The organism is Pseudomonas sp. SIMBA_041 (assembly GCF_046535095.1).
Lineage (GTDB): Bacteria > Pseudomonadota > Gammaproteobacteria > Pseudomonadales > Pseudomonadaceae > Aquipseudomonas > Aquipseudomonas mucoides.
In genome coordinates, this window is the sequence record NZ_JAWRXJ010000007.1 from 301,714 (window position 1) to 325,048 (window position 23,335).

The 23,335-nt window shown below is 60.1% G+C and carries 23 protein-coding genes; 15 read left to right on the top strand and 8 right to left on the bottom strand.

Features of this window, described 5'->3' with window-relative positions:
* Nucleotides 1-237 precede the first annotated feature (237 nt).
* The 8 genes from SB725_RS19305 to SB725_RS19340 all read left to right on the top strand — a co-directional run bounded on the left by SB725_RS19305 (nt 238) and on the right by SB725_RS19340 (nt 8,888).
* Nucleotides 238-714 carry a formate dehydrogenase subunit gamma gene (locus tag SB725_RS19305; RefSeq protein ID WP_027922733.1) on the top strand — a complete coding sequence of 159 codons (477 nt, stop codon included), beginning with the start codon at nt 238-240 and terminating at the stop codon, nt 712-714.
* A complete protein-coding gene (locus SB725_RS19310; RefSeq protein ID WP_410922488.1) occupies nt 711-2,243 on the top strand; it encodes a formate dehydrogenase beta subunit in 1,533 nt (510 codons plus the stop codon). The genes SB725_RS19305 and SB725_RS19310 overlap by 4 nt, the downstream gene beginning before the upstream one ends.
* Nucleotides 2,240-5,122: a formate dehydrogenase subunit alpha gene (gene fdhF, locus SB725_RS19315; RefSeq protein ID WP_194940604.1), complete on the top strand. Its 2,883-nt coding sequence runs from the start codon at nt 2,240-2,242 to the stop codon at nt 5,120-5,122. The genes SB725_RS19310 and fdhF overlap by 4 nt, the downstream gene beginning before the upstream one ends.
* Entirely contained in the window at nt 5,119-5,340 is a 222-nt protein-coding gene (locus tag SB725_RS19320; protein ID WP_027922730.1) for a formate dehydrogenase subunit delta, read from the top strand. The genes fdhF and SB725_RS19320 overlap by 4 nt, the downstream gene beginning before the upstream one ends.
* A gap of 196 nt (nt 5,341-5,536) precedes the next feature.
* Entirely contained in the window at nt 5,537-5,914 is a 378-nt protein-coding gene (locus SB725_RS19325; protein WP_027922729.1) for a hypothetical protein, read from the top strand.
* An 81-nt stretch (nt 5,915-5,995) separates the two neighbouring features.
* The gene (locus tag SB725_RS19330) at nt 5,996-7,912 is read left to right on the top strand and encodes an alkaline phosphatase D family protein (RefSeq protein ID WP_410922489.1); all 1,917 of its coding nucleotides are present in this window, start codon (nt 5,996-5,998) and stop codon (nt 7,910-7,912) included.
* 14 nt (nt 7,913-7,926) lie between these two features.
* On the top strand, nt 7,927-8,424 hold the full coding sequence (locus SB725_RS19335; RefSeq protein WP_027922727.1) for an adenylate kinase: 498 nt from the start codon (nt 7,927-7,929) through the stop codon (nt 8,422-8,424).
* 11 nt (nt 8,425-8,435) lie between these two features.
* Nucleotides 8,436-8,888 (top strand): bleomycin resistance protein, encoded by a 453-nt coding sequence (locus tag SB725_RS19340; protein ID WP_027922726.1) that lies wholly within the window; start codon nt 8,436-8,438, stop codon nt 8,886-8,888.
* Between the two features lie 144 nt (nt 8,889-9,032).
* Here SB725_RS19340 and SB725_RS19345 read toward each other — a convergent pair whose 3' ends face one another.
* Nucleotides 9,033-10,208, bottom strand: a complete 1,176-nt coding sequence (locus tag SB725_RS19345; protein ID WP_059182193.1) for an aspartate aminotransferase family protein — start codon at nt 10,206-10,208, stop codon at nt 9,033-9,035.
* Between the two features lie 102 nt (nt 10,209-10,310).
* Here SB725_RS19345 and SB725_RS19350 point away from each other — a divergent pair, with 102 nt between their 5' ends.
* Both SB725_RS19350 and SB725_RS19355 read left to right on the top strand, forming a co-directional pair.
* The gene (locus tag SB725_RS19350) at nt 10,311-11,216 is read left to right on the top strand and encodes a LysR family transcriptional regulator (protein ID WP_027922724.1); all 906 of its coding nucleotides are present in this window, start codon (nt 10,311-10,313) and stop codon (nt 11,214-11,216) included.
* A gap of 74 nt (nt 11,217-11,290) precedes the next feature.
* Nucleotides 11,291-12,304: a sensor domain-containing diguanylate cyclase gene (locus tag SB725_RS19355; protein WP_059182192.1), complete on the top strand. Its 1,014-nt coding sequence runs from the start codon at nt 11,291-11,293 to the stop codon at nt 12,302-12,304.
* 20 nt (nt 12,305-12,324) lie between these two features.
* Here SB725_RS19355 and msrA read toward each other — a convergent pair whose 3' ends face one another.
* Genes msrA through msrB form a run of 3 tightly spaced genes read right to left on the bottom strand, consistent with a single transcriptional unit; the run spans nt 12,325 to nt 15,385 of the window.
* A complete protein-coding gene (gene msrA, locus SB725_RS19360) occupies nt 12,325-13,029 on the bottom strand; it encodes a peptide-methionine (S)-S-oxide reductase MsrA (protein WP_059182191.1) in 705 nt (234 codons plus the stop codon).
* Between the two features lie 30 nt (nt 13,030-13,059).
* Nucleotides 13,060-14,823, bottom strand: a complete 1,764-nt coding sequence (locus tag SB725_RS19365) for a cytochrome c biogenesis protein DipZ (RefSeq protein ID WP_059183054.1) — start codon at nt 14,821-14,823, stop codon at nt 13,060-13,062.
* 43 nt (nt 14,824-14,866) lie between these two features.
* Nucleotides 14,867-15,385, bottom strand: coding sequence for a peptide-methionine (R)-S-oxide reductase MsrB (msrB, locus tag SB725_RS19370; RefSeq protein WP_059182190.1), 519 nt, complete (start codon nt 15,383-15,385; stop codon nt 14,867-14,869).
* Nucleotides 15,386-15,537: 152 nt separating this feature from the next.
* On the opposite strand from msrB, the gene SB725_RS19375 reads away from it, so the two are divergent.
* From SB725_RS19375 to SB725_RS19390, 4 genes are all read left to right on the top strand, one after another.
* Nucleotides 15,538-16,254 (top strand): response regulator transcription factor, encoded by a 717-nt coding sequence (locus tag SB725_RS19375; RefSeq protein ID WP_027922719.1) that lies wholly within the window; start codon nt 15,538-15,540, stop codon nt 16,252-16,254.
* A complete protein-coding gene (locus SB725_RS19380; RefSeq protein ID WP_027922718.1) occupies nt 16,251-17,768 on the top strand; it encodes a sensor histidine kinase in 1,518 nt (505 codons plus the stop codon). The genes SB725_RS19375 and SB725_RS19380 overlap by 4 nt, the downstream gene beginning before the upstream one ends.
* 66 nt (nt 17,769-17,834) lie before the next feature.
* The gene (locus tag SB725_RS19385; RefSeq protein ID WP_410922490.1) at nt 17,835-18,350 is read left to right on the top strand and encodes a hypothetical protein; all 516 of its coding nucleotides are present in this window, start codon (nt 17,835-17,837) and stop codon (nt 18,348-18,350) included.
* A gap of 135 nt (nt 18,351-18,485) precedes the next feature.
* Entirely contained in the window at nt 18,486-19,190 is a 705-nt protein-coding gene (locus SB725_RS19390; protein ID WP_027922716.1) for a hypothetical protein, read from the top strand.
* Between the two features lie 57 nt (nt 19,191-19,247).
* Here SB725_RS19390 and SB725_RS19395 read toward each other — a convergent pair whose 3' ends face one another.
* Nucleotides 19,248-19,742 carry a RidA family protein gene (locus tag SB725_RS19395; protein ID WP_027922715.1) on the bottom strand — a complete coding sequence of 165 codons (495 nt, stop codon included), beginning with the start codon at nt 19,740-19,742 and terminating at the stop codon, nt 19,248-19,250.
* 121 nt (nt 19,743-19,863) lie between these two features.
* Here SB725_RS19395 and SB725_RS19400 point away from each other — a divergent pair, with 121 nt between their 5' ends.
* Nucleotides 19,864-21,273, top strand: a complete 1,410-nt coding sequence (locus tag SB725_RS19400) for a PLP-dependent aminotransferase family protein (RefSeq protein ID WP_410922491.1) — start codon at nt 19,864-19,866, stop codon at nt 21,271-21,273.
* A 194-nt stretch (nt 21,274-21,467) separates the two neighbouring features.
* On the opposite strand, the gene cyoE is transcribed toward SB725_RS19400, so the two are convergent.
* The 3 genes from cyoE to SB725_RS19415 are packed head-to-tail and all read right to left on the bottom strand — an operon-like array spanning nt 21,468 to nt 23,334.
* Entirely contained in the window at nt 21,468-22,355 is an 888-nt protein-coding gene (cyoE, locus tag SB725_RS19405; protein ID WP_027922713.1) for a heme o synthase, read from the bottom strand.
* Nucleotides 22,356-22,366: 11 nt separating this feature from the next.
* On the bottom strand, nt 22,367-22,708 hold the full coding sequence (cyoD, locus tag SB725_RS19410; protein ID WP_222588365.1) for a cytochrome o ubiquinol oxidase subunit IV: 342 nt from the start codon (nt 22,706-22,708) through the stop codon (nt 22,367-22,369).
* Nucleotides 22,708-23,334 carry a cytochrome o ubiquinol oxidase subunit III gene (locus SB725_RS19415; RefSeq protein WP_027922711.1) on the bottom strand — a complete coding sequence of 209 codons (627 nt, stop codon included), beginning with the start codon at nt 23,332-23,334 and terminating at the stop codon, nt 22,708-22,710. Before SB725_RS19415 ends, cyoD begins: the two co-directional genes overlap by 1 nt.
* Between the last annotated feature and the right edge of the window lies 1 nt (nt 23,335).

The following is a 23,335-nucleotide window of genomic DNA, read 5'->3' on the forward strand; positions in this document are numbered from 1 at the left end:
AAAGAACCAAACACGTCGCTTTGGTGCAGTCGAATCAATACCAGCGTGGCAAGCTCCCTCAATGCCCTATAAACGGTGCGGCAAAGACCGCGCCGGGCACAACAAGATGCCCGCTCAGGGTGCCCTGGCCAACGGCCTGACAATGCCACGATACCGTGACGTGGTGTGAATGCCGCAGCCGACACTTTCGGACGACCGACAACCGCCTGGTTTGTCCGTGACCGTGAGGAATGCTGTATGCCTGATGAGATGTTGCAATTGCCTATGGTCAACAGCGTGCTGGAGCGCCACAAGGGCTCTGCGGGTGCACTGTTGCCCATCCTCCATGAGATTCAGGCCGGTATCGGTTACATCCCCGATGCCGCCATCCCCGAGATAGCCCACGCCCTCAATCAGAGTCAGGCCGAGATTCGCGGCGTGATCAGCTTTTACCATGATTTCCGCACCGCGCCGCCGGCCCGGCATATCCTGCGGTTGTGCCGGGCGGAGTCGTGCAAGAGTCGCGGCGCCGAGCAGTTGGCCGCGCAGTTGCGTGATCGTCTGCAACTGGATGATCACGGCAGCAGCGCCGATGGCAGCATCAGTTTGCGTCCGGTGTATTGCCTCGGTGCCTGCGCCTGTTCGCCGGCGCTGGAGCTGGATGGTCAGGTGCATGCGCGGCTCAGTGCCGAGCGTCTCGATGCGTTGCTCGACGCTTGCCGGGAGGACGTATGAGCCTCTATTTATCCTGTGATTCCCTGGCCCGTGCCGTGGGTGCCGATGCGGTGGCGTCTGCACTTGCCAGTCAGGACCTGCAACGCACCAGCTCTCGCGGCCTGTACTGGCTGGAACCATTGCTCGAAGTGGACACCCCGCAAGGCCGTATCGGCTTCGGCCCGCTGACCGCTAGCGATGTGCCGTCGGTGCTCGATGCGCTGCAAGGCGACCCGTCCTCGCACCCACTGGCCTTGGGCCTGGTGGAAGAATTGCCGTATCTCAAGTCTCAACAACGCCTGCTGTTCGCCCGCGCCGGCATCACTCGTCCGCTGTCGCTGGACGATTATCGGGCCCACGGCGGTTTCGAGGGTTTAACCAGAGCTGTCACTATTGGCGGCGATGAGACCGCGACCGCGGTGTTCGATTCGGGCTTGCGTGGCCGTGGCGGCGCCGCCTTCCCCGCCGGGATCAAATGGCGCACGGTGCGCGCTACCGAGGCGGCGCAAAAATACATTGTGTGCAACGCCGACGAAGGCGACTCCGGCACGTTCGCCGACCGCATGTTGATGGAAGGCGACCCCTTCCTGCTGATCGAAGGCATGGCCATTGCCGGCATCACCGTCGACGCCAGTTACGGCTACATCTATGTGCGCTCGGAATACCCACAGGCCGTCGCCACGCTGAATGAAGCGCTGGAGATTGCCCGGACCAACGGTTACCTCGGCGCCAATGTCGGCGGCAGCGGTTTGGCCTTCGATATGGAAGTGCGTGTCGGGGCCGGTGCTTACATTTGCGGTGAAGAAACCGCGCTGCTGGACTCGCTCGAAGGCAAGCGCGGGATCGTCCGCGCCAAGCCACCGATTCCTGCGTTGAAGGGGCTTTTCGGCCTGCCGACGCTGGTGCACAACGTGCTGACCCTGGCCTCGGTGCCGCTGATTCTGGCCAAGGGTGCGCAGTTCTATCGCGATTACGGCATGGGCCGTTCTCTCGGCACGATGCCTTTCCAATTGGCGGGCAATATTCGTCGTGGCGGTCTGGTGGAACGGGCCTTTGGCCTGACGCTGCGTGAACTGGTGGAAGACTACGGCGGAGGCACCGCCAGTTGCCGGCCGTTGAAAGCCGCACAGGTCGGCGGCCCGCTCGGCGCCTGGGTGCCACCTTCGCAATTCGACACGCCGCTGGATTACGAAGCCTTCGCCGGCATCGGCGCGATGCTCGGTCACGGTGGCGTGGTGGTGGCTGACGACAGCCTGGACATGGCTCACATGGCGCGCTTCGCCATGCAGTTCTGTGCCGAGGAATCCTGTGGCAAGTGCACGCCCTGCCGCATCGGTTCGACCCGGGGCGTGGAGGTGATCGACCGTCTGCTGGCCGCGCCGGACCAAAGTGGTCGCGATGAGCAGGTCATCATCCTCAAGGACCTGTGCGACACGATGCAATACGGTTCGCTGTGCGCCTTGGGCGGCATGGCCCCCTTTCCGGTGGTCAGCGCCCTCAAGTACTTCCCCGCCGACTTCGGTCTGCAATCTTCGGAGGCCGACCAATGATTACCCTCTTCGACCCGAACACCGACATCGATCTGGGCACGCCGGCCCGTGAAAGTCAGGTGCAAGTCACCCTGAACATCGACGGCCGCAGCATCAGCGTGCCCGAAGGCACTTCGGTGATGCGCGCCGCTGCGCTGATGGGCACCACGATTCCAAAACTGTGCGCCACCGACAGCCTCGAAGCCTTCGGCTCTTGCCGCATGTGTCTGGTAGAAATCGACGGCATGCGCGGTTATCCCGCGTCCTGCACCACGCCGGTCAGCGAAGGCATGAGCGTGCACACCCAGACGCCGAAACTCGCGACGCTGCGTCGCAATGTCATGGAGTTGTACATCTCCGATCACCCGCTGGACTGCCTGACTTGCTCGGCCAACGGCAACTGCGAGCTGCAAACCGTCGCCGGCCAGGTCGGCCTGCGGGAAGTGCGTTACGGCTATGAAGGTGACAACCATCTGGCCGACGTGAAGGACACCTCCAACCCCTACTTCGACTACGACCCGAGCAAGTGCATCGTCTGCAACCGCTGCGTGCGCGCCTGCGAAGAAACCCAAGGCACGTTTGCGTTGACGATTACCGGACGCGGTTTCGAATCCCGGGTGGCAGCCGCTGGTGGCGAGAATTTCCTTGAGTCGGAATGCGTGTCTTGCGGCGCCTGTGTGCAAGCCTGCCCTACTGCGACGCTGATGGAAAAAAGCGTGGTCGAACTGGGTCAGCCCGAGCACAGCGTGATCACCACCTGCGCCTATTGCGGCGTGGGCTGCTCGTTCCGCGCCGAGATGAAAGGCGACCAACTGGTGCGCATGGTTCCCGACAAGAACGGCCAGGCCAACCACGGCCACTCGTGCGTCAAAGGGCGCTTTGCCTGGGGCTATGCCACCCACCCGGATCGCATCACCACACCGATGATCCGCAAACACATCAACGACCCGTGGCAGGAAGTCAGCTGGGATGAAGCGGTGACCTACGCCGCCAGCGAATTCCGCCGGTTGCAGCAAAAATACGGCCGCGACTCCATTGGTGGCATCACCTCCAGCCGCTGCACCAACGAAGAAACCTACCTGGTGCAAAAACTGGTGCGCGCCGCCTTCGGCAACAACAACGTCGACACCTGTGCGCGGGTCTGCCACTCGCCGACCGGTTATGGCCTGAAACAAACATTGGGTGAGTCCGCCGGCACCCAGAGTTTCGACTCGGTGATGCAGGCCGACGTGATTCTGGTAATGGGCGCCAACCCCAGCGACGCCCACCCGGTGTTCGCTTCCCAGCTCAAACGTCGCCTGCGTGAAGGCGCGCGATTGATCGTGATCGACCCACGCCGCATTGATCTGGTGGACTCGGTGCATGCCCGCGCCGAACTGCACCTGGCCCTGCGTCCGGGCACCAACGTCGCGATGCTCAACGCCTTGGCCCACGTTATCGTCACCGAAGGCCTGCTCGATCAAGCCTTTATCGACGCCCGTTGCGAGGGTAGCGATTTTGCCCGCTGGAGCGAGTTCGTCAGCCGTGCGGAGAACTCACCGGAAGTGCTGGCCGCCGTCTGCGGCGTAGACGCTGCCGACATCCGTGCCGCCGCTCGCCTGTACGCCACCGGTGGTAATGCGGCGATCTACTACGGCCTCGGCGTCACCGAACACAGTCAAGGCAGCACCGCGGTCATGGGCATCGCCAACCTGGCCATGGCCACCGGCAACATCGGTCGCGAAGGCGTCGGCGTGAACCCGCTGCGGGGACAGAACAACGTTCAGGGCTCGTGCGACATGGGCTCCTTCCCCCACGAGTTGCCCGGCTACCGGCACATCTCCAACGAAGTGGTACGGACGCAGTTCGAGCAGGCGTGGAACGTCACCCTGCAACCCGACCCGGGCCTGCGCATCCCGAACATGTTCGAGGCCGCCCTCAGCGGCAGTTTCAAGGGCCTGTATTGCCAGGGCGAGGACATTGCCCAGAGCGACCCGAATACCCAACACGTCACCGCTGCCCTGTCGGCCATGGAATGCATCGTGGTGCAGGACATTTTCCTCAACGAAACCGCCAGGTTCGCCCACGTATTCCTGCCGGGCAGCTCGTTCCTGGAAAAAGACGGCACCTTCACTAACGCCGAGCGACGCATCTCCCGGGTGCGCAAGGTCATGGAGCCACTGGGTGGCAAGGCTGACTGGGAAGGCACCGTGGCCCTGGCCAATGCGTTGGGCTACCCGATGAACTACAAACATCCGTCAGACATCATGGACGAAATCGCCAGCCTGACGCCGACGTTCACCAACGTCAGCTACGCCGAACTGGATCGCCACGGCAGCCTGCAATGGCCGTGCAACGCCGCAGCACCGGACGGCACGCCAACCATGCACATCGAGGAATTCGTGCGCGGCAAGGGGCGTTTCATGCTCACCGGTTACGTGCCTACCGAGGAAAAGGTCAATAACCGTTATCCGTTGCTGCTGACCACCGGGCGCATCCTCAGCCAGTACAACGTCGGCGCCCAGACCCGGCGTACCGAAAACGTCGCCTGGCACGACGAGGACCGTCTGGAAATTCACCCGACCGACGCCGAGAGCCGTGGCATCAATGAGGGTGACTGGGTCGGCATCGGCAGCCGCGCCGGGCAGACCGTACTGCGTGCGCGGGTCACCGAGCGGGTCGCGCCGGGCGTGGTGTACACCACGTTCCACTTCCCGGAATCGGGGGCCAACGTGATCACTACCGACAACTCCGACTGGGCCACCAACTGTCCGGAGTACAAGGTCACCGCCGTGGAGGTCAGCCGCGTCTACCACCCTTCCGAGTGGCAAAAACGCTATCAGGCCTTCAGTGACGAACAGGATCGTTTGCTCAAGGAACGCCGGCATGCCCGTGGCGCTAAAGCGGAGGTGCGCCGATGAGCACTGAAAACCTGATCAAGATGGCCAACCAGATCGCCCAGTACTTCGCCACCGAACCGGACCAGCAAGCGGCCGTGCTCGGTGTGCGTAATCACCTGCAGATGTACTGGACGCCGGGCATGCGCAAGGAATTGCTGGCCTGGCAGACGGAGCATCAGGGGGCGGACATGCATCCATTGGCGCAGGCGGCGGTCAGTGGGGCGGGCTGGGCGGCATAGGTCTGGATTGACCTTGAAGATCACCCAACTTGTAATGAGGGAGCTTGCTCCCTCATTACATTGGATTCGCGCTGCGACTCAATCAAATCGATATAAACCCACAACGCCCTTCAGCTCAGAGCCACTGATTTGATATCGTGCCTGCCATCGCCTCACCTCAACAAAGACCCACGACGTTGTTAACAGGGAAGATGGAATGCAGTTAATCAGTATGTTGATGTTCTTCGCTGCATCAGCAGGGATGTGGATTTGGGTTGTGAAGAGCCGTGGCCCGTTGAATATCTGGCTGGCGAACCTCTCGGGTGCCGTGGCCAGTTTCATCGTCGGGACTGCGGTGCTGATTCTTTGCTCGAGCTGGTTAACCCCGGACGCCCCCGTCTCGCGAGCCCCGGCCTTTGCGCTTTATACGCTGATGGCATTTATGGGCACTCTGATCGGGACCTGGCTCTTGGTATTCACCAAGTGCAACCAGGAACAATCCCCCGCTTATCGACATTTTGCTGCGGCAGCGTGCAGCCTGGTGGCCGCACTGGTTGCGCTGGTGGTGTCGGTCACGATCTTTCCCCTCAAGTAACCCCCATCGGGCAATTGATGAAGTTCAGCCAGAGCTCTGCGCTATCATCGCCGGCCTGTGCGCCAAGAGCCTTGAACCCGGATGTCCGTATCTCTGCCTTTGTCTGATGACTGCCACTCACTGCCACCGGTGCTGGTCGGCCCGCTGTTGCGGCGGCTGGAACCTGCGCGGCTGGTCATGTGGCTCGTGGGATCCCGGGCGCTGTCGCTGACGTTGCGCCTGCAAGACTGCGCCGACATCCGACTGGATGCCGGACAGTGCACCGTCATCCCGATCGGCACTCACGCGTTTATCCACTTGATCGATGTGCCGCTGGCGACCGCCCTGCCCTGCGACACCGTGATCGAATACGACCTGTTGATCGACGGGACGGGCATCGCCGAGTGGGCCCCGCATTTGCTCTACGGCGATGCTCACTGCCCGAACTTCGTCCTGCGCTCGCGCATTGATCAATTGCTGCATGGCTCCTGCCGTAAACCCCATCACCCGGCCACCGATGGCTTGCTCTGTGTCGACGGTCTATTGGCAACGGAACATGACGCATCGCAACGCCCGGCGCTGTTGATGATGAGCGGCGATCAGATTTACGCCGACGATGTCGCGGGACCGATGTTGCGAGCAATTCATGCCTTGATCGAGCGGTTAGGACTGTTCGAAGAACACCTCGAAGGCGCCGTGGTCAGCGACAGCGCCAAGCTTTATGAGCACCCGGCCAGCTACTACCACCGTGCGGATTTGTTACCGGCGCTCAAGAGCAATGAAACCCTGCGTGATCGATTTTTCGGCGGCGCGCGCAAGCCGATCTTCACCAGCAGCAGTGCCGACAATCACCTGATGACGTTCGCTGAAGTGATGGCCATGTATTTGCTGGTCTGGTCGCCGACGCCCTGGAGATTGATCGCCCCGCAACCGCCTGCGCTGACGCCTGAGAGACGCAAGCGTTATGCCGCTGAACAGACCCATATCGATGGCTTCAAGTCCGGCCTGGGCGGTGTCGCCCGGGCCATGGCGCATCTGCCGTGCCTGATGATCTTCGATGACCACGACATCACCGACGACTGGAACCTTTCCGCGCAATGGGAGGAAACGGCCTACGGCCATCCGTTCTCCAAGCGCATCATCGGCAACGCCTTGATCGCCTACATGCTGTGCCAGGGTTGGGGCAACAACCCCGACGCGTTCAGCGATGTGCTGGAAAAAACCCGTTTGCTCAGCGTCACCGGGGCCGACCGTTACCTCGACAGTCCGGTGCAGGATGACCTGATCGATGCACTATTGAGCTTTCAGCAGTGGCATTACGTGCTGCCCACCACGCCCGCCCTGGTGGTGATCGACACCCGCACCCGGCGCTGGCGCAGCGAGATGAACCTCAAGCAACCGTCGGGCCTGCTGGACTGGGAAGCCCTCAGCGAGCTGCAACAGGAACTGCTCGATCATCCGTCGGCGATCATCGTGTCACCCGCGCCGATCTTCGGCGTCAAACTGATCGAAACCGTACAGAAAGTCTTCAGCTGGTTCGGTTATCCCCTGCTGGTGGACGCCGAAAACTGGATGGCCCATCGCGGCGCGGCGCAAGTGATCCTGAACATCTTCCGACACTCGCGCACACCGGGTAACTACGTGGTGCTGTCCGGTGATGTGCATTATTCCTTCGTCTACGAAGTGCTGATCCGGCACCGTAAGGCCGGCCCGAAAATCTGGCAGATCACCAGCAGCGGCATCAAGAATGAATTCCCGCCGAGGCTGCTCGAATGGTTCGACCGCCTCAACCGCTGGCTCTACTCGCCGCGCTCGCCCCTCAACTGGCTGACCAAACGCCGACGCATGCGCATCGTCCCGCACATCCCCGAACACGCCGAGGCCGGCGAACGGCTATGGAACTCGGCAGGCATCGGCCAGGTGTACTTCAATGAGAAAGGGCAACCCCAGGATATCTATCAGCACAACTCAAACGGCTCGCCCAAGACCCGGATGGTTGCGCCTGAACATGACGACTGAAACGGCGAGTCACCATGAACCTCACCCGCACGCTGATCATCGGCAACTCCGGCGCCGGCAAAAGCTGGCTGGCGGAACGATTGGCCGCACAACTCAAGGTGCCATGGATCGATCTCGACCTGATTTACTGGGTGTCGGACGAACACAGCATCGCCCGCCCATATGCCGCGGCACTGGACATAGCGCGGGTGGCGGCCGCTGAAGATCAGTGGGTGATCGAAGGTGTTTATGGCTGGATTGTCAGAGAACTTATCCACAGGGCAACGGCGCTGATCTGGTTGTGTGTGGATGACGACAGCTGTGTGGCCAATATTCGTCAACGAGAACATAGACCGGACAATGACGAGTTGCTGATAGCGTTGGTGGAATGGGCCGCCAGTTATCGGATGCGCGAAGACGCCAGTGGGTTTACCGTACACCGGCAATTGTTCGCAACGTTCACGGGCTCAAAAATCAAACTCATGGATCGAGGTGAAATCAGCGCTTTCGCCAAGTCCTCCCACACGGTTTAACAAGGATAGGTATGTTTGCACGGAGCAAGTTGGTCCCCGAACTGATGGTCATCGACCTCAAGAACAGCCTTCATTTCTGGACCTCATTGATCGGTTTCAAGATTGCTTACGAACGCCCGGAAGCGGGTTTCGCCTACCTCGATAACAACGGCGCACAGATCATGCTGGAGCAATATGCTCCGGATGACGGCCAGTGGGTGACGGGCGCATTGGAAGCACCGTTTGGTCGAGGTATCAACTTTCAGATCACCGTCGATCTCGTCGAACCGATACTTGAGCGATTGTCGGAAGTCGAATGGCCACTGTTTCGCCCGTGCGCCGATGTCTGGTATCGCGCCGATGCGGTGGAGGTCGGGCAACGCGAATTTCTGGTGCAGGATCCGGATGGGTATCTGGTTCGGTTGGTGGAAAGCTTGGGGGAGCGGCCGTATTCAGATCTGTCTGCTGCCGAGGAGACGGCCTAACTACTACGCTCTCCTGCTAACGCAGAACGCCTGATCAAATCGATTGGTAGCCTGCGCGCGGGGAAGACTAACGCCGGAAAACTTATAGAAGAGTGAACATTTGATCGTTCCCACGCAGAGCGCGGGAACGATCGGGAACGTGTGTCAGGCAATGGTCACGGCCCGACAAACGCCTCTGACAACCATCTCCACTTCCCGCTCATCAATCGTCAACGGCGGCAGCAAGCGAATGGTTTTCCCGCGTGTCACATTGATCAGCAAACCGTGATCGCGCGCGGCGATCAGGGTCAGGTCGCGGATCGGTTGCTTGAGTTCGATGCCGACCATCAAGCCTTGACCACGGATTGCCAGAACGTTCGGATTGTCCGCCAATTCGCTGCGTAATCTGGCGAGCAGACGTTCGCCCTGAAGCCTGGCGTTGTCCAGCAGTCCTTGTTCTTCGATGATGTCCAGCACGGTGCAACCCACACGGCAGGCCAGTGGATTGCCACCGAACGTGCTGCCATGGCTGCCCGGAGTGAACAAATCGGCGGCTTTGCCCCGGGCCAGGCAGGCACCGATGGGGATGCCGTTACCCAGCCCTTTGGCCAGGGTCATGACGTCCGGAACAATACCCTCGTGCTGGAACGCGAACCATTGGCCGGTGCGGCCGATGCCGGTCTGGATTTCGTCGAGCATCATTAGCCACGAGCGTTTGTTGCAGAGTTCGCGCACCGCTTTGAGATAGCCCGGCGGCGCCAGCTGCACGCCGCTTTCGCCCTGGATCGGCTCCATCAGGACTGCCACGATTCGTTGACCGTGGGCTTGCTGCACGGCATCCAGTGCACTGAGGTCACCGAACGGGACCTTGACGAAATCCCCCGGCAATTCATTGAACCCCAAGCGCACGGCCGGGCCATCGCTGGCGGATAACGTGCCCAGCGTCCGGCCATGAAAAGCATTTTCCATGACCACCACCAGCGGCTGCTCGACGCCTTTGTGCCAGCCATAAAGCCGTGCGAGTTTCAGCGCGGTTTCGTTGGCTTCGGCACCGGAGTTGTTGAAGAACGCCCGCTCCATGCCGGACAACGCTGTCAGCCGCTGCGCCAACCGTTGTTGCCAATTGATGCTGTAGAGGTTGGACGTGTGCAACAGCAAACCGGCTTGCTCAGTGATCGCCGAGACGATTCGAGGATGGGAGTGGCCAACGTTGGTCACCGCCACGCCCGCCACGGCGTCCAGGTATTCACGACCCGCCTCATCCCAAAGGCGCGTGCCCACCCCTTTGCTGAAACTCAGGGCCAGCGGTTGGTAAGTGCTCATCAGGCAGGCGGCGGTCATGGCATCAAGCTCCATCAATGGTCGGTGTTTTTGCAGTATGGTTAGCCACCTGAGCTGGATAAACGCGGCAATACTTCAATCATCTTAAAGCCGAGCTTGATAATGGATTTGTTCCAGGCAATGACCGTTTACGTACGCGTGGTGGAGGCCGGCAGCATGACGGCCGCCGCGCAGCAGTGTGAAATGTCCACGACCATGGTCGGCAATCACCTGCGGGCGCTGGAGCAACGCCTGGGTGTACGCCTGCTCAACCGCACGACACGGCGCCAGCGCCTGACGGAATTCGGCTCGGCCTATTACCAGCGTTGCCTTGAAGTATTGGGATTGGTCGCCGATTCCGAACGCCTGGCTGAACAGAGTCAGGATGCGCCCAGTGGCACCTTGCGTATCACGGCACCACTGACCTTCGGCACGGAAAGACTCGCGCCTGCGCTCAGCGAATTTTCGCTGCAATGCCCACAGGTCAAACTGGACGTGGTGCTCACCAACGGGCGCCCTGACCTGCTCGAAAACGGCCTTGATGTGGCGTTTCGCCTGGGCGCCATTGAGCCATCGAACCTGATCGCCCGGCCGCTGATCGACTACACCCTGACCATGTGCGCATCACCGGAGTACCTGGCACGCCGATCTACGCCGGAAAAACCCGAAGACCTGCAACATCACGATTGCTTGTCCTTTGCCTACCCGGTCGGGGATGACTGGCAATCGGTCGAAAAACAATGGCGCCTGAGCGGACCCGAAGGCGAAGTGATGGTGGCCGTCAGTGGTCCGATGTTGATCAACAGTTCAGCGGGGTTGCATCAGGCGGCCCGTACCGGGATGGGCATCGTGATGCTGCCCGATGCGCTGGTGGAACAGGACCTGCTCAACGGAAAACTGGTGGCATTGATGCAGCACTATCAACTGCCGAGCCGGCCCATGCACCTGGTGTACGCCCAGGATCGCTACCGGCTGCCGAAATTACGCCACTTCGTCGACTTTGCCATGCAGTTGTGGGGCAAACACTAGCCGTGGCAATGCGCCATGAACTAATCTCGACCCCAGGCGAATCAATTGATATTTGCGCGTCAGGGAGAGCGGTGATGGGGGAAGCATCAAATATCACGCCGTTGAAATTCAATGTGTCAGATTTTAGCGAAGACCTGCTCCACACCATTCTGGAGCTGGTCAGCGATGGCATTTGGGACTGGAACGCCAACACCGGTTTTGTTTACCGCAACCCTGGTTGGTACAAGATGCTCGGCTACGAGCCTCATTCCCTGGACAACACCGCGTTGACCTGGGAAAACCTCATCCACCCTGACGATTACCCCCGCGTCATGGCCGTGTTTGATGACTACCTGAAACAGCGCGCGCCCACCTATCAAGCCGAATATCGCTGCCGCATGCTGGACGGCAGCTACACCTGGATCGAAGACCGCGGCTATGTGCTGTCCCGCAATGCCGACGGCACGGTAGCGCGGATGGTCGGCGCGCACCGCAGCATCGACGACAAGCGACGTCTGCTCGAGGAACTGGAGCGACGCGCTCATTCCCTTGAAGCCATCGTTGAAGAGCGCACCCGGGAATTGTCCCGGGTCAATCAGCAGCTGCAGATTCAACTCGAAGAGAACCGCAAACTCGCGGAAACCGACACGCTTACCTCCATCGCCAATCGCTACCTGATGGAAAAAAGCCTGCCTCAGGCATGCGAACGCGCCCAGCGCTTTCGACGTCCCCTGTCCCTGATCGCGATGGACATCGACGACTTCAAGATCATTAACGATCATTACGGCCATGCCTTGGGTGATGCCGCCATCGTGCAGGTGGTCGAGGGCGTGAAGCACTTCGTGCGCGAAGGCGATCTGCTGGCGCGATGGGGCGGTGACGAGTTCATCATGATCCTTCCCGATACCCCGTTGGCTGACGCCAGACTCCTGGCCGAAAAAATCCGCGATGGCCTGTCGAGCCTGCCCCCGGTGGGCGCGTTTCACGTGACCATGAGTTTTGGCGTGGTCCAGCGTTTTGAGGAAGAACAACAGACCGGGTTGCTGGCTCGGGCTGATCAGGCGCTTTATCGGTCGAAGGTGTCGGGCAAGAATATGATTTCGGGGTAACCCCCCGTTATCGCTTCCACTCACATCCCCGCCTTCACCAACACCGGCTTCTCCTGATAACGATCGGGATACAACTGCTTCAACTGCGCCACTTTCGGTAGATCGTTGATCACGATGTACGGATAGGTCGGGTGCTCGGTCAGAAAATCCTGGTGCTCCTCCTCCGCCGGGTAGAAGCCGTTGTAGGTTTCCAGCTTGGTCACTATAGGTTTGTTGAACGAATGAGCAGCGTCGAGCTGGGCAATGTAAGCCTGGGCGACGCGTTGCTGTTCGGTGTTCTCAGTGAAAATCGCCGACCGGTATTGAGTGCCGCTGTCGGGGCCTTGGCGGTTCAGTTCGGTGGGGTTGTGGGCCACCGAAAAATAGATCTGCAGCAGCGTCCCGTAACTGACCTGAGTCGGGTCGAACGTGACCTCGACGGACTCCGCGTGGCCGGTATCGCCCTCGCTGACCCGTTCATATTGGGCGGTGTTGGCCGCACCGCCGGCGTAACCGGAAACCGCTTTCTTCACGCCTTTAACGTGCTGGAAAACGCCTTGGACGCCCCAAAAACACCCGCCGGCAAACACCACTTTTTCGCTGTGGACCTGGGTCGTTTCATCCAGCGCCGGCGGAGGGATGACGACGGCTTCTTCGGCTCCGAACGAGAACGCCGAGCACTGACTGATAATGCCGGCAGCGGCCATCCCCAACAGGGTGCGGCGCCAGGTGAACAGGGTTTTCATGGAGCAGACTCCTCAACAAATGAAATGACTTCAACCGAACGTAAACGCGTACGCCGAAACACCCGGATCGAGAAACTCGATGCTGAACGTGCGGTCGGTCACGCCGCCGCTCTGGCGTACCAATTGATACAAACGCTGTGAATTCACACGGCCGCTGCCATCGGGTGCCACATCAGTGCCGTGGGCATCGCCTGGGGCTTTGCCGTCAATGAGCACTTTGAATCGCACCGGTTTACCGTCGGCACCGGGGCCCAGTACCAAGTGCAGATCACGGGCATGGAAGCGATAAACGATGCGACTGGCTGGCGCGCTGGAAGTCGCACGCTCTGAACCGACATTCCACTTTCCGTCCAGGCTCCAGTCGTTGAGTGCCAGCTCGGCGGGAGGGCTGTACGCGGCCACTTTGTCAGGCACAAGGCCGGTTTCGGGGACGAAATGCTCCGCCCGCTGGAAACCGACATAGGTTTCCGGTGATTGCACTTCGCTCATGTCCGGCGCGAGTTGAACCCCTGTCGCCTCCGCGTTGATCAAACCGTCCGCGACGTTCACTGTGCCCGCTTCACGCAGCAGTTGCTGGATGACCCTTTCCGATTCGGCGTATTCGCCTTCACCAAAGTGGTGATAACGAATGCGCCCCTGAGCATCGGCAAAGTAGTGAGCCGGCCAGTATTCGTTGTTGAAGGCACGCCAGATCTTGTAGTCGTTATCGATGGCCACGGGGTAGTTGATACCCAGGTCCTTCATGGCCTTGGTGACATTACCGACGTCGCGCTCAAAGGCGAATTCAGGGGCATGGACGCCGATCACCACCAATCCCTGATCGCGATACTTCTCGGCCCAGGCTTTCACATACGGCAAGGTGCGCAGGCAGTTGATGCAGGAGTAAGTCCAGAAATCCACCAACACAACTTTGCCCTTCAAGGCCTGCGCGGTCAGAGGTGGGGAATTGAGCCATTGCACCGCGCCATCCAGCGCTGGGAGATTGCCTTCAATCGGCAACGCGCCCGATGCCTTGTCACTCGCTTTCATCGCGCCACCCGCGGCCATCATCGCCCCGCTGTTGTTCGGCGACTTGCCGGCCAATCGGCCCACCAGGGCTTGCTCGATCCCGCCGGTGGACGCGGTCGAAACCCGTGCCAGAATCCCGGTATCCAACCCCAGGGCAATCGCGGCGACACCCGCCAGCATGGCGGCCCCAAGACCGCGCCGAACCCATTCCCCGGCGCCAATCGAGCGCTTCATTGCCGCGAAGACTTTACCGCCGAGCAGCAGTGCCACGGCGAGCGACGTGGCGGCACCGGCCGCGTACGCCAGCAGCAACAGCGTGGTTTCGATGCTGGCTCCTTGCAGCGCCGCCCCGGTCAGCAACAGACCCAGGATCGGCCCGGCGCAAGGCGCCCAGAGCAAACCCGTGGCGACGCCGATCAGGAACGAAGCGCCGGGACGCGGCCGGGCATCGGCGCCGGCGGCTTCCGACAATCGACTGCCGGCCGCCACCAGTGGTCGAGTCAGACGCTCGGCGAGTCGTGGCAGCAGCAGCGTCAGCCCGAACAGTGCAACGAACAGCAACGCGAGCCAGCGACCGTACTGATTGACTTGCACCACCCAACCGCCGCCCACCGCCGCCAACGTCGCGACCAGGGCGAAGGTCAACGCCATCCCCGCCAACAGCGGCAAGCCACTCTTCATAAACGGCTGCCCGGTTCGCGCGAAGACAAAGGGCAGCACCGGCAGAATGCAGGGGCTGACAATCGTCAGGACACCACCGAGATAAGCGAGAACCAAAAGCCACATAGCGTCGACCTGCATCAAGTGAGTGAAATGAAATGCCCATGAATCAAGCTGCCTGTGGCTCGAACGTCAGCGCCAGACCGTTCATGCAATAACGCAGGCCGGTAGGCTTGGGCCCGTCATCGAAGACATGCCCCAGATGACCGCCACAGCGCCGACAGTGGACTTCTTCACGCAGCACGCCGAAAGACCGGTCCTGACGAGTGGCCACCGCTTTGTCCAGGGGGGCCCAGAAACTCGGCCAGCCGGTGCGACTGTCGAACTTGGTATCGGATGAGAACAGCGGCAGATCACACCCGGCGCAGGCGAAAACGCCCTCGCGATGCTCATTGTTCAACGGGCTGCTGTAGGCCCGCTCGGTGCCCTCTTTACGCAGGATTTCGTACTGCTCGTCACTGAGCATGGCGTGCCATTCGCTGTCGCTGTGGGTCACCTCGAATACCTCCGCGGCACTGGCATCACTGACCAGTGCCGTACTGGCGGCAAATTTTGGCAACACACCGATCACCAAGGCTGCAGCGCCCAGCCCGCCGCCCGCTACAAGAAACTGTCGCCGTGAAAACATGGCCTTCTCCAAAATTCCCGATGCCTGATAAGGAACACAGCCTAGGCTTGGGTTGATCGCCAAATCCTCACGAGCAGTTAAACAATTCGTGATAACTCGGACTGAGGAAAACCCGCACAATGTGCCCATTGCGCTACAAAGGATTGAGCTTTATGGAACAGACCAAACGCGTCCTGGTGGTCGAGGACGACCTGCACATCGCCGACCTTATCTGCCTGCATCTTCGCGATGAGCAGTTCGAGGTGGTGCACTGCGCCGACGGTGACGAAGGCATGCGCCTGTTGCAGCAAGGAAGCTGGGACGCGTTGATCCTCGACCTGATGCTGCCCGGTGTCGATGGCCTGGAAATCTGCCGTCGGGCACGGGCGATGGCCCGCTACACCCCGATCATCATCACCAGCGCACGCTCCAGCGAAATGCACCGGATCCTGGGGCTGGAACTCGGCGCCGACGATTACCTCGCCAAACCCTTTTCGATGCTGGAACTGGTCGCCCGGGTCAAAGCGCTGCTACGCAGGGTCGACGCCATGGCCCGCAACCTGAAGATGGACTCGGGCAGCCTGATGACGGACGGCTTGTCCATCGACCCGATCACCCGCGACGTTTCGCTCGACGGTCGTCGCCTGGACCTCACGCCACGGGAATTCGACCTGCTGTATTTCTTCGTCCGCCAACCCGGCAAAGTCTTCTCGCGCATGGATTTGCTCAATGCGGTCTGGGGTTACAGCCATGAAGGTTACGAACACACGGTGAACACCCACATCAATCGTCTGCGGGCCAAGATCGAAACCGATCCGGCGCTGCCCGCGCGCATCCTCACGGTGTGGGGGCGTGGCTACAAATTCGCCGTCAAGGAGGAGCAGCCATGAGGCTGACCCTGACACAACGCCTGTCGCTGGTGTTCGCCATTCTGTTGCTGGTGTGCTGTGGCACATCGGCCTGGATGCAAGTGCGCTCCAACAAGATGCATGAACTGGAAGTGGTCCAGGGGCTGTCGCGCGATCTGGCGCAACACATCGCCCATGACACGGTGCTGATGGACAGCAGCGGCTTGATGCCCAATGCCATTCGTGAACTGTTCAGCAAACTCATGCAGGTCAATCCCAGCGTTGAGGTTTATCTGCTGGACACCGAGGGCAAGATTGTCGGAAGCGCCGCACCGGAGGGACGGATACGTCGGGAGCGGATCGATCTGGCCCCCGTCCAGCGCCTGCTCAAAGGTGATGCCCTGCCGATTCTCGGTGATGACCCGCGCAGCGCCGACGGGCGCAAGGTGTTCAGCGCTGCGCCATTGCAGGTCAACGGCCAGCCCGCCGGTTACCTGTATGTGGTACTGCTCAGCGAAGAACACGACCGCTTCGCCGAACGCGGTGCCACCAGCGCCGCACTCAATACCGCCCTGTTGTCCATCGGTCTGGTGGCATTGCTGTGCCTGATTGCCGGTCTGACGGCATTTGCCCTGATTACCCGACCGCTGCGGCGCTTGACCGAAAGAGTCAGTCAGTTCGACATCGACGGCGTGCCCTCCACACCGCCCACCTCCGAGCCGATGGAAAAAGCCGCCAGTCACGATGAAATCGCCGTGCTGGACGCCGCCTTCCGGCAGATGCAAACCCGCCTCAGTGAACAGTGGCGCTCGCTGACGCGTCAAGACCAGGAACGCCGCGAACTGGTGGCGAACATTTCCCATGACCTGCGAACACCACTGGCCTCGCTGCATGGATACCTGGAAACCCTGTCGCTCAAGGACGCCACGTTATCCCCCGTCGACCGGCGTCGCTATCTGGGCATCGCCCTCGATCAAAGCCGCAAGGTGGGAGGCCTGGCGCAATCGCTGCTGGAACTGGTCAGGCTGGAACACGGTTTTGTGCAACCGGTGCTGGAGCGCTTCTCACTGACCGATCTGGTGCAGGACATTTTCCAGAAATTCGAACTGACCGCCGAAGCGCGCCAGATCGAACTGAAGGCCACTTTCGCCCCTAACGTTTCCGCCGCCTGCGCCGACCTGGGATTGATCGAGCGCGTGCTGACCAACCTGTTCGACAATGCCCTGCGCAACACCCCTCAAGGCGGAGAAATCGAACTGAGCCTGCGCCCGCAAGGGCCGTTTATCGAAGTCACGGTCAGCGACACCGGCCCCGGCATTGCTGCGCCGCTGCGCGAAGGCCTGTTCCTGCGCCCCTTCAACATTGGCGGTGCACGGCGCGATGGCGGGTTGGGGCTGCGCATCGTGCATCGGATCCTGCAGTTACACGGACGTGAGATCCAGCTGATCGATCTGCCCGGACGAGGCGCGACCTTCCGCTTCTCCTTGCCAGTGGATCAGCAAACGGCGGAACAATGGGCGGTTCACTCGATGAATCTGAATTCGATGGGGAAATAGCCGACCGCACCTGCTCCGGCAACGGCTATTATCCCGGCACTTGTTTTTCGGCATGGACGCTGCGTGATGATCAATACCCTGCAACACACCCCGCTGTGGGTTTATGCGGTATTCCTGGTGCTCTGCTACTACGGAATCAAAGCGCTATCCCCGACTGAGGAAAGCAAAACCTCGCTACGCGTGACTCCGCCGATCTTGCTCGGCTGGTCGCTCTATTCACTTAACCTGTCGTTGAACCCCACCGCCTCCCTCGGTTGCTGGTTGATCGCCGTTGTTCTGGGAGGTCTGGCCGCGCTGGTGCTTTTCCAAAGCAGAGGCGTCGAACTCAATAAGCCGAAAACCGGACTGGTCGTGCCGGGAACAGCGAAAACCCTGGTGCTCTACCTGCTGTTTTTTGCCGTGAACTACTACTTCGGCTACCAGGATGATGTTCACCCGGAACAGGCCACCACGCTTGAGATGTTACTGCTCAAGGCCTCCGCATCCGGGTTTGTCTGCGGATTGATCAGTGGTCGCTCTTTGCAGTTTTATCGGGCGCTATCAGCGCTTCAGTCACAACGACCGCAAATGGCCATCGACTGAGGCCTTCTCGCAAAAATCATGACCAACCGCCTGTTCATCCGTGACAACTCGGCGTGGGTCCAATAGATTAGGCGACCTGAAAAGGCCCTGTGCTTTCTCGCCTCAATTCAAGTTAAAAGAAGTAGTGAAATTTCAATGTCCGATTCCAACACCGCTGAATCCGTAGTCACCCTGTCGTCCAAAGCGGAATACGAAAACTCCATCAATCTTTCACAGCATGTGCCTCAGGCCAAGACCATCAGCGAGATGGTCCTGGACGCTTTTCAATCCACCCGGGAAAGCGACCAGATCCGCGAACTGCGCGCCGCAATTCGCCAGGCACACGACAGCTTCGACGACGATAAAGCCTATGAACTGATGGGCGAACTCAAACAACTCAAGGACGCGGAAGCGGCCGACATTGCCGCTCTCGAAGACCTGAGCAGCAAATTCCCGATCAGCCGGATTCTCTCCAGCTTCAAGGATGACCCGGCGTTTCAGGAAATCGTCTACGGCCTCGCGCTGAAAGTGCTGAACCAGACTCACCAAGCCATCAGCAACCCAAGCAGTGGCAAAAGCAAAGTGGCTCGCGCCAAGAAAGACCTCGAAGTGTTCACCATCAGCAAGGACGGCATCAACGTCACCCTGCCACTGCGCACCCCGCGTTCAAGCCTGAACGTTGACCGCAAAGCGTTGGAGTTCCTCGGCTTTACCTTCGTCGGCGAAGGCGAAGACGCCGTGATTGAAAGCGAGACGTTCCTGGATAACGCCGGCGTCGAACAAGCGGTCAACCGCAAGAACATCATCACCGCACTGCAGCAACAAACCGCGTTCGACGGCTACAGCATCGCCGCGCAGTAACACGGCCCAACCCAAAAGCCCCGCCCTTGCAGCGGGGCTTTTTATTGCCTGCAAAAATCAGGAAATCGAAGGATGCAGCGCCGCAATCATGTCCACTTCCACCGGCGCGTTTTTCGGCAACTGATAAACACCGACCGTCGTGCGCGTATGTTTGCCAGCATCGCCCAACACTTGGGTGAAGACATCCGACGCGCCGTTGGCCACCTCACTGAGGTCGACGAAATCGAACGTGGATTTCACATAAACGGTGACACGAAGCAGGGCCTTGACGTTATCCAGTGAGCCGACGGCCTCGCGGATCAATGCCAGACCGCGTATCGCGCTGATGCTCGCGGCCTCTTGGGCATCGGCCAAATTAAGCTCCAGGCCCACCCGGCCCGGGTACTGGATTTTGCCGTTCATGCGCGGCACCAGGCCACTGACATACAGCTCATCGACATGCCGAAGCAGTGGCGCGTAATGCCCCCCGGCCGCGTTCTCGTCGTAGATATCGAAGCCATGCTCTTTCGCCATCTCGAGGAAACGTTCGTCGCGGGTTGTTTGCCTAATCATCTACTGAGCCCTCTTGATCCACCATACAAACGCGATTTTGATGGTAGAGACAGACGCTTCTCTTGATCAGGGCAAGTTCGTATAGAATCCAGCGAACTTTACTGCCAGGGAGACCAGTAAAATGCAGGCTCAACGCGCTGTGATCGCCGCCATCGAGTTCCAGCCGGGGGTGCCGCTGGTGCAGCAGATTGTCGATCAGCTGTCCGAAGCCATCAGCCAGGGAGGCCTGCCGCACGGGGCCAAGTTGCCGCCGATTCGCGAACTCTCCGAATTGATGAACGTCGGAAAATCCACCGTGGTGGACGCCCTCGACCGATTGCGGGCCAAGGGACTGGTGGTCTCACGCCAGGGCTCGGGGCATTACGTCCACCGGGCAAGCACTCAGCCCCCAACCGCTACTGCCCCAGACCTGCAACCGCAAGACACCCTCAGCCGTGTCCGCCGTGCGATTCTTGTGGATAACGACGCTCTACGTCCCGGTTGTGGATTTCTACCCGGCTCGTGGTTACCGGCGGATGAACTGCTCAAAGCCGTGCGCGGCACCCTTCGTGCGACATCGCTGCGCATGGGCGAATACGGTGAGGTCGGCGGTTACCGGCCGCTGCGCGAGGCATTGCGGGTCAAGTTGTCGGGCTTCGGCATCGAAGTGCCGGTGGAACAAATCATCACCACCGCCAACACCATGCAGGCCATCGACCAACTGATGCGCCTGTTGATAAAACCCGGCGATACGGTGCTGCTCGACGATCCGTGCTACTTCAACCTGCACACCAATCTGGCGTTGCACGGCGCCAAGGTCCTCACCGTTCCCCGCGATTGCAGCGGGCTGGATCTGGAGACGTTCGAGCACCTGCTGATCGTCCACCGCCCCGTGCTCTATATGACCAACAGCACCTTGCATAACCCGACCGGGCACTCGTTTTCGGCGGCGCAGGTGTATCGCCTGCTGGAGTTGAGTCACCGCTACGGTTTTCACATTGTTGAAGATGACCTGTACGGCGATCTCCAGCAACGACGCACCCCGCGCCTGGCCGCCAGCGGGCTCGACAATGTCAGTTACGTGTCCGGTTTCTCCAAGACCCTGACGGCCAATAGCCGGGTCAGCTACGCCGTGTTATCACCACAACTGGCCGCCCGAATGATCAGCCTGAAGATGAGCATCGCTGGCGTGACCTCGGAACTGGCGGAGCAAATCACCTGCACCATGCTCAGCAACGGAAGCTACGCCAAGCACATCCGGCGCACGGTGGATCGCTTGTATGAGTCGAGCAGTCGCGTGGCGCGCTGGCTGGTGGAGGCCGGATGCTCAGTGTCATCGGTGCCGGGCGAAGGACTGTTCATCTGGGCGCGTCTGCCCGGCGGGTTCCATGCCGAAACCCTCGCCAACAAAGGCCTCAAGAATGACCTGGTACTGGCGCCCGGAGCGATGTTGAGTAAAGCGGCCGACGCCAATAGTTTTCTGCGCTTCAATGTTGCGCATAGCGATGATCCACTGGTGCGGGAGCGGTTTTTCCGGTTGCTTGATAAGTGAGCTTGCTGACGACCGAGGTGTGGCCATCGCGAGCAGGCTCACTCCTACACTCGATTGCATTCCACAGGAAAGAACGCGGTCGAATGCAGGAGTGAGCCTGCTCGCGATGGCCACGACACGGTCCAAAAGAAAGCCCCAACAAAAAGCCCCGCACTTCTCTCGAAGGCGGGGCTTTTGTTTACAGCATCCGACGCTTAAGGCGCGTACGTCAGCAGCAGCTCGGTCGGCACTTTGAAGTCCAGGGACATCATCACGCTCAACGCGGTAATGGTGAAGATCGAGAACACGAACAGCTTGCGTGCCCAGACCGTGTCATCCACTGCCTTGTAACCGGTCCAGGCCATGTACAACCAGTACATGCCCATGGCCGCGGCGACGGCGAGGTAGCTCATGCCGGCGTAGCCGCTGAAGGTCAGCATCAAGGTCGCCACGAGGAAGGCCAGGATGTAGATCAGGATGTGCTTCTTGGCCACCTGGATTCCGCGCTTCACTGGCAGCACCGGAATCGATGCGGCCAGGTAATCGTTGAAGCGGAAAATCGCGATGGCGTAGGAATGCGGCATCTGCCACAGGCTGAACATCACCAGCAACGTCAGTGCGGCCATGTCGAAGCTGTTGGTCACAGCGACGTAGCCAATCACCGGCGGCATGGCGCCCGACAGACTGCCCACCAGCGTGCCGTGAACCGACTTGCGCTTGAGGTACAGGCTGTAGAAGCCGACGTAGATGACGAAACCGATCACGGCGAACAGCGCGGCCAACGGGTTAGCCACCTTGTACAACAACGCAACGCCGGCAACACCCAGGACGGTCGCAAAGGCCAGGGCCAGTTTCAGGGAAATCAAGCCCTGGACCAGCACGCGGTTCTTGGTGCGTTCCATCTTCAGGTCGATGTCGCGGTCGATGCAGTTGTTGAACACGCAACCGGAAGCCACCACCAGGGACGTGCCGATCATGGCGGCCAGGAAAATGGCCAGATCGACATGCCCTTTCGAGGCCAGGAAAAATCCGCCCGCCACAGAAAGCACGTTACCGAAAATGATCCCCGGTTTGGTGATTTGGATAAAGTGCTTAAAGGACATCCGGACTTTCCTCAGTGCGCCATCATGACGGTGTGGATGCTGAACATGATCCACAGCGACAGGCCTACCAACAGGACGATTACCAATGCAGCGAAGACAAACGCGATCACGTTGTTACGCTGGGCAGCGGAGCGGTCCAGGTGGAGGAAGTACACCAGGTGCACGAGCACCTGGATCACGGCGAAGGCCAGTACGATCCAGAGGGTCATGGCTTTTGGCAGCGATGGGTACATCACCAGGCCGAAAGGAATGATCGTCAGGATCACCGACAGGATGAAGCCGATGGCGTAGGACTTGACGCTGCCGTGGCTGGCGTCGTGACTGTCGTGACCATGGGAGTGTGCGTTAGCCATTACAGAGTCCCCATCAGGTAAACAACGGTGAATACGCAGATCCACACCACGTCCAGGAAGTGCCAGAACAGGCTCAGGCAGCTCAGACGGGTCTTGTTGGTCGCCGTCAGGCCGTTTTTCTGGACCTGATACATCATGATCGCCATCCAGATCAGACCGCTGGTCACGTGCAGACCGTGGGTGCCGACCAGGGTGAAGAACCCGGACAGGAAGCCAGAGCGGTTAGGACCGTAGCCTTCGGAGATCAGCATGTGGAACTCGTTGATCTCCATGCCGATGAAGCCCAGGCCGAACAGGAAGGTGATGGCCAACCAGCCCAGTACCGCCTTCTTGTTGCCCTTGAACAACGCCAGCATGGCGAAGCCGTAGGTGATCGAACTGAACAACAGGCAGGCAGTTTCGCCCAGCACGTATGGCAGCTCGAAGATGTCGTGGCCCGACGGGCCACCCGCTACGTTGTTAACCAGTACCGCGTACACCGCGAAGATCGACGCAAACAAAATGCAGTCGGTCATCAGGTAGAGCCAGAAACCGAATACGGTCATCTCGCCCGAGTCGTGGTGATGGTCATCGTGCCCATGTCCATCGACATGGGTGTGTCCAGCATTGGTCACTAAGTTCGACATG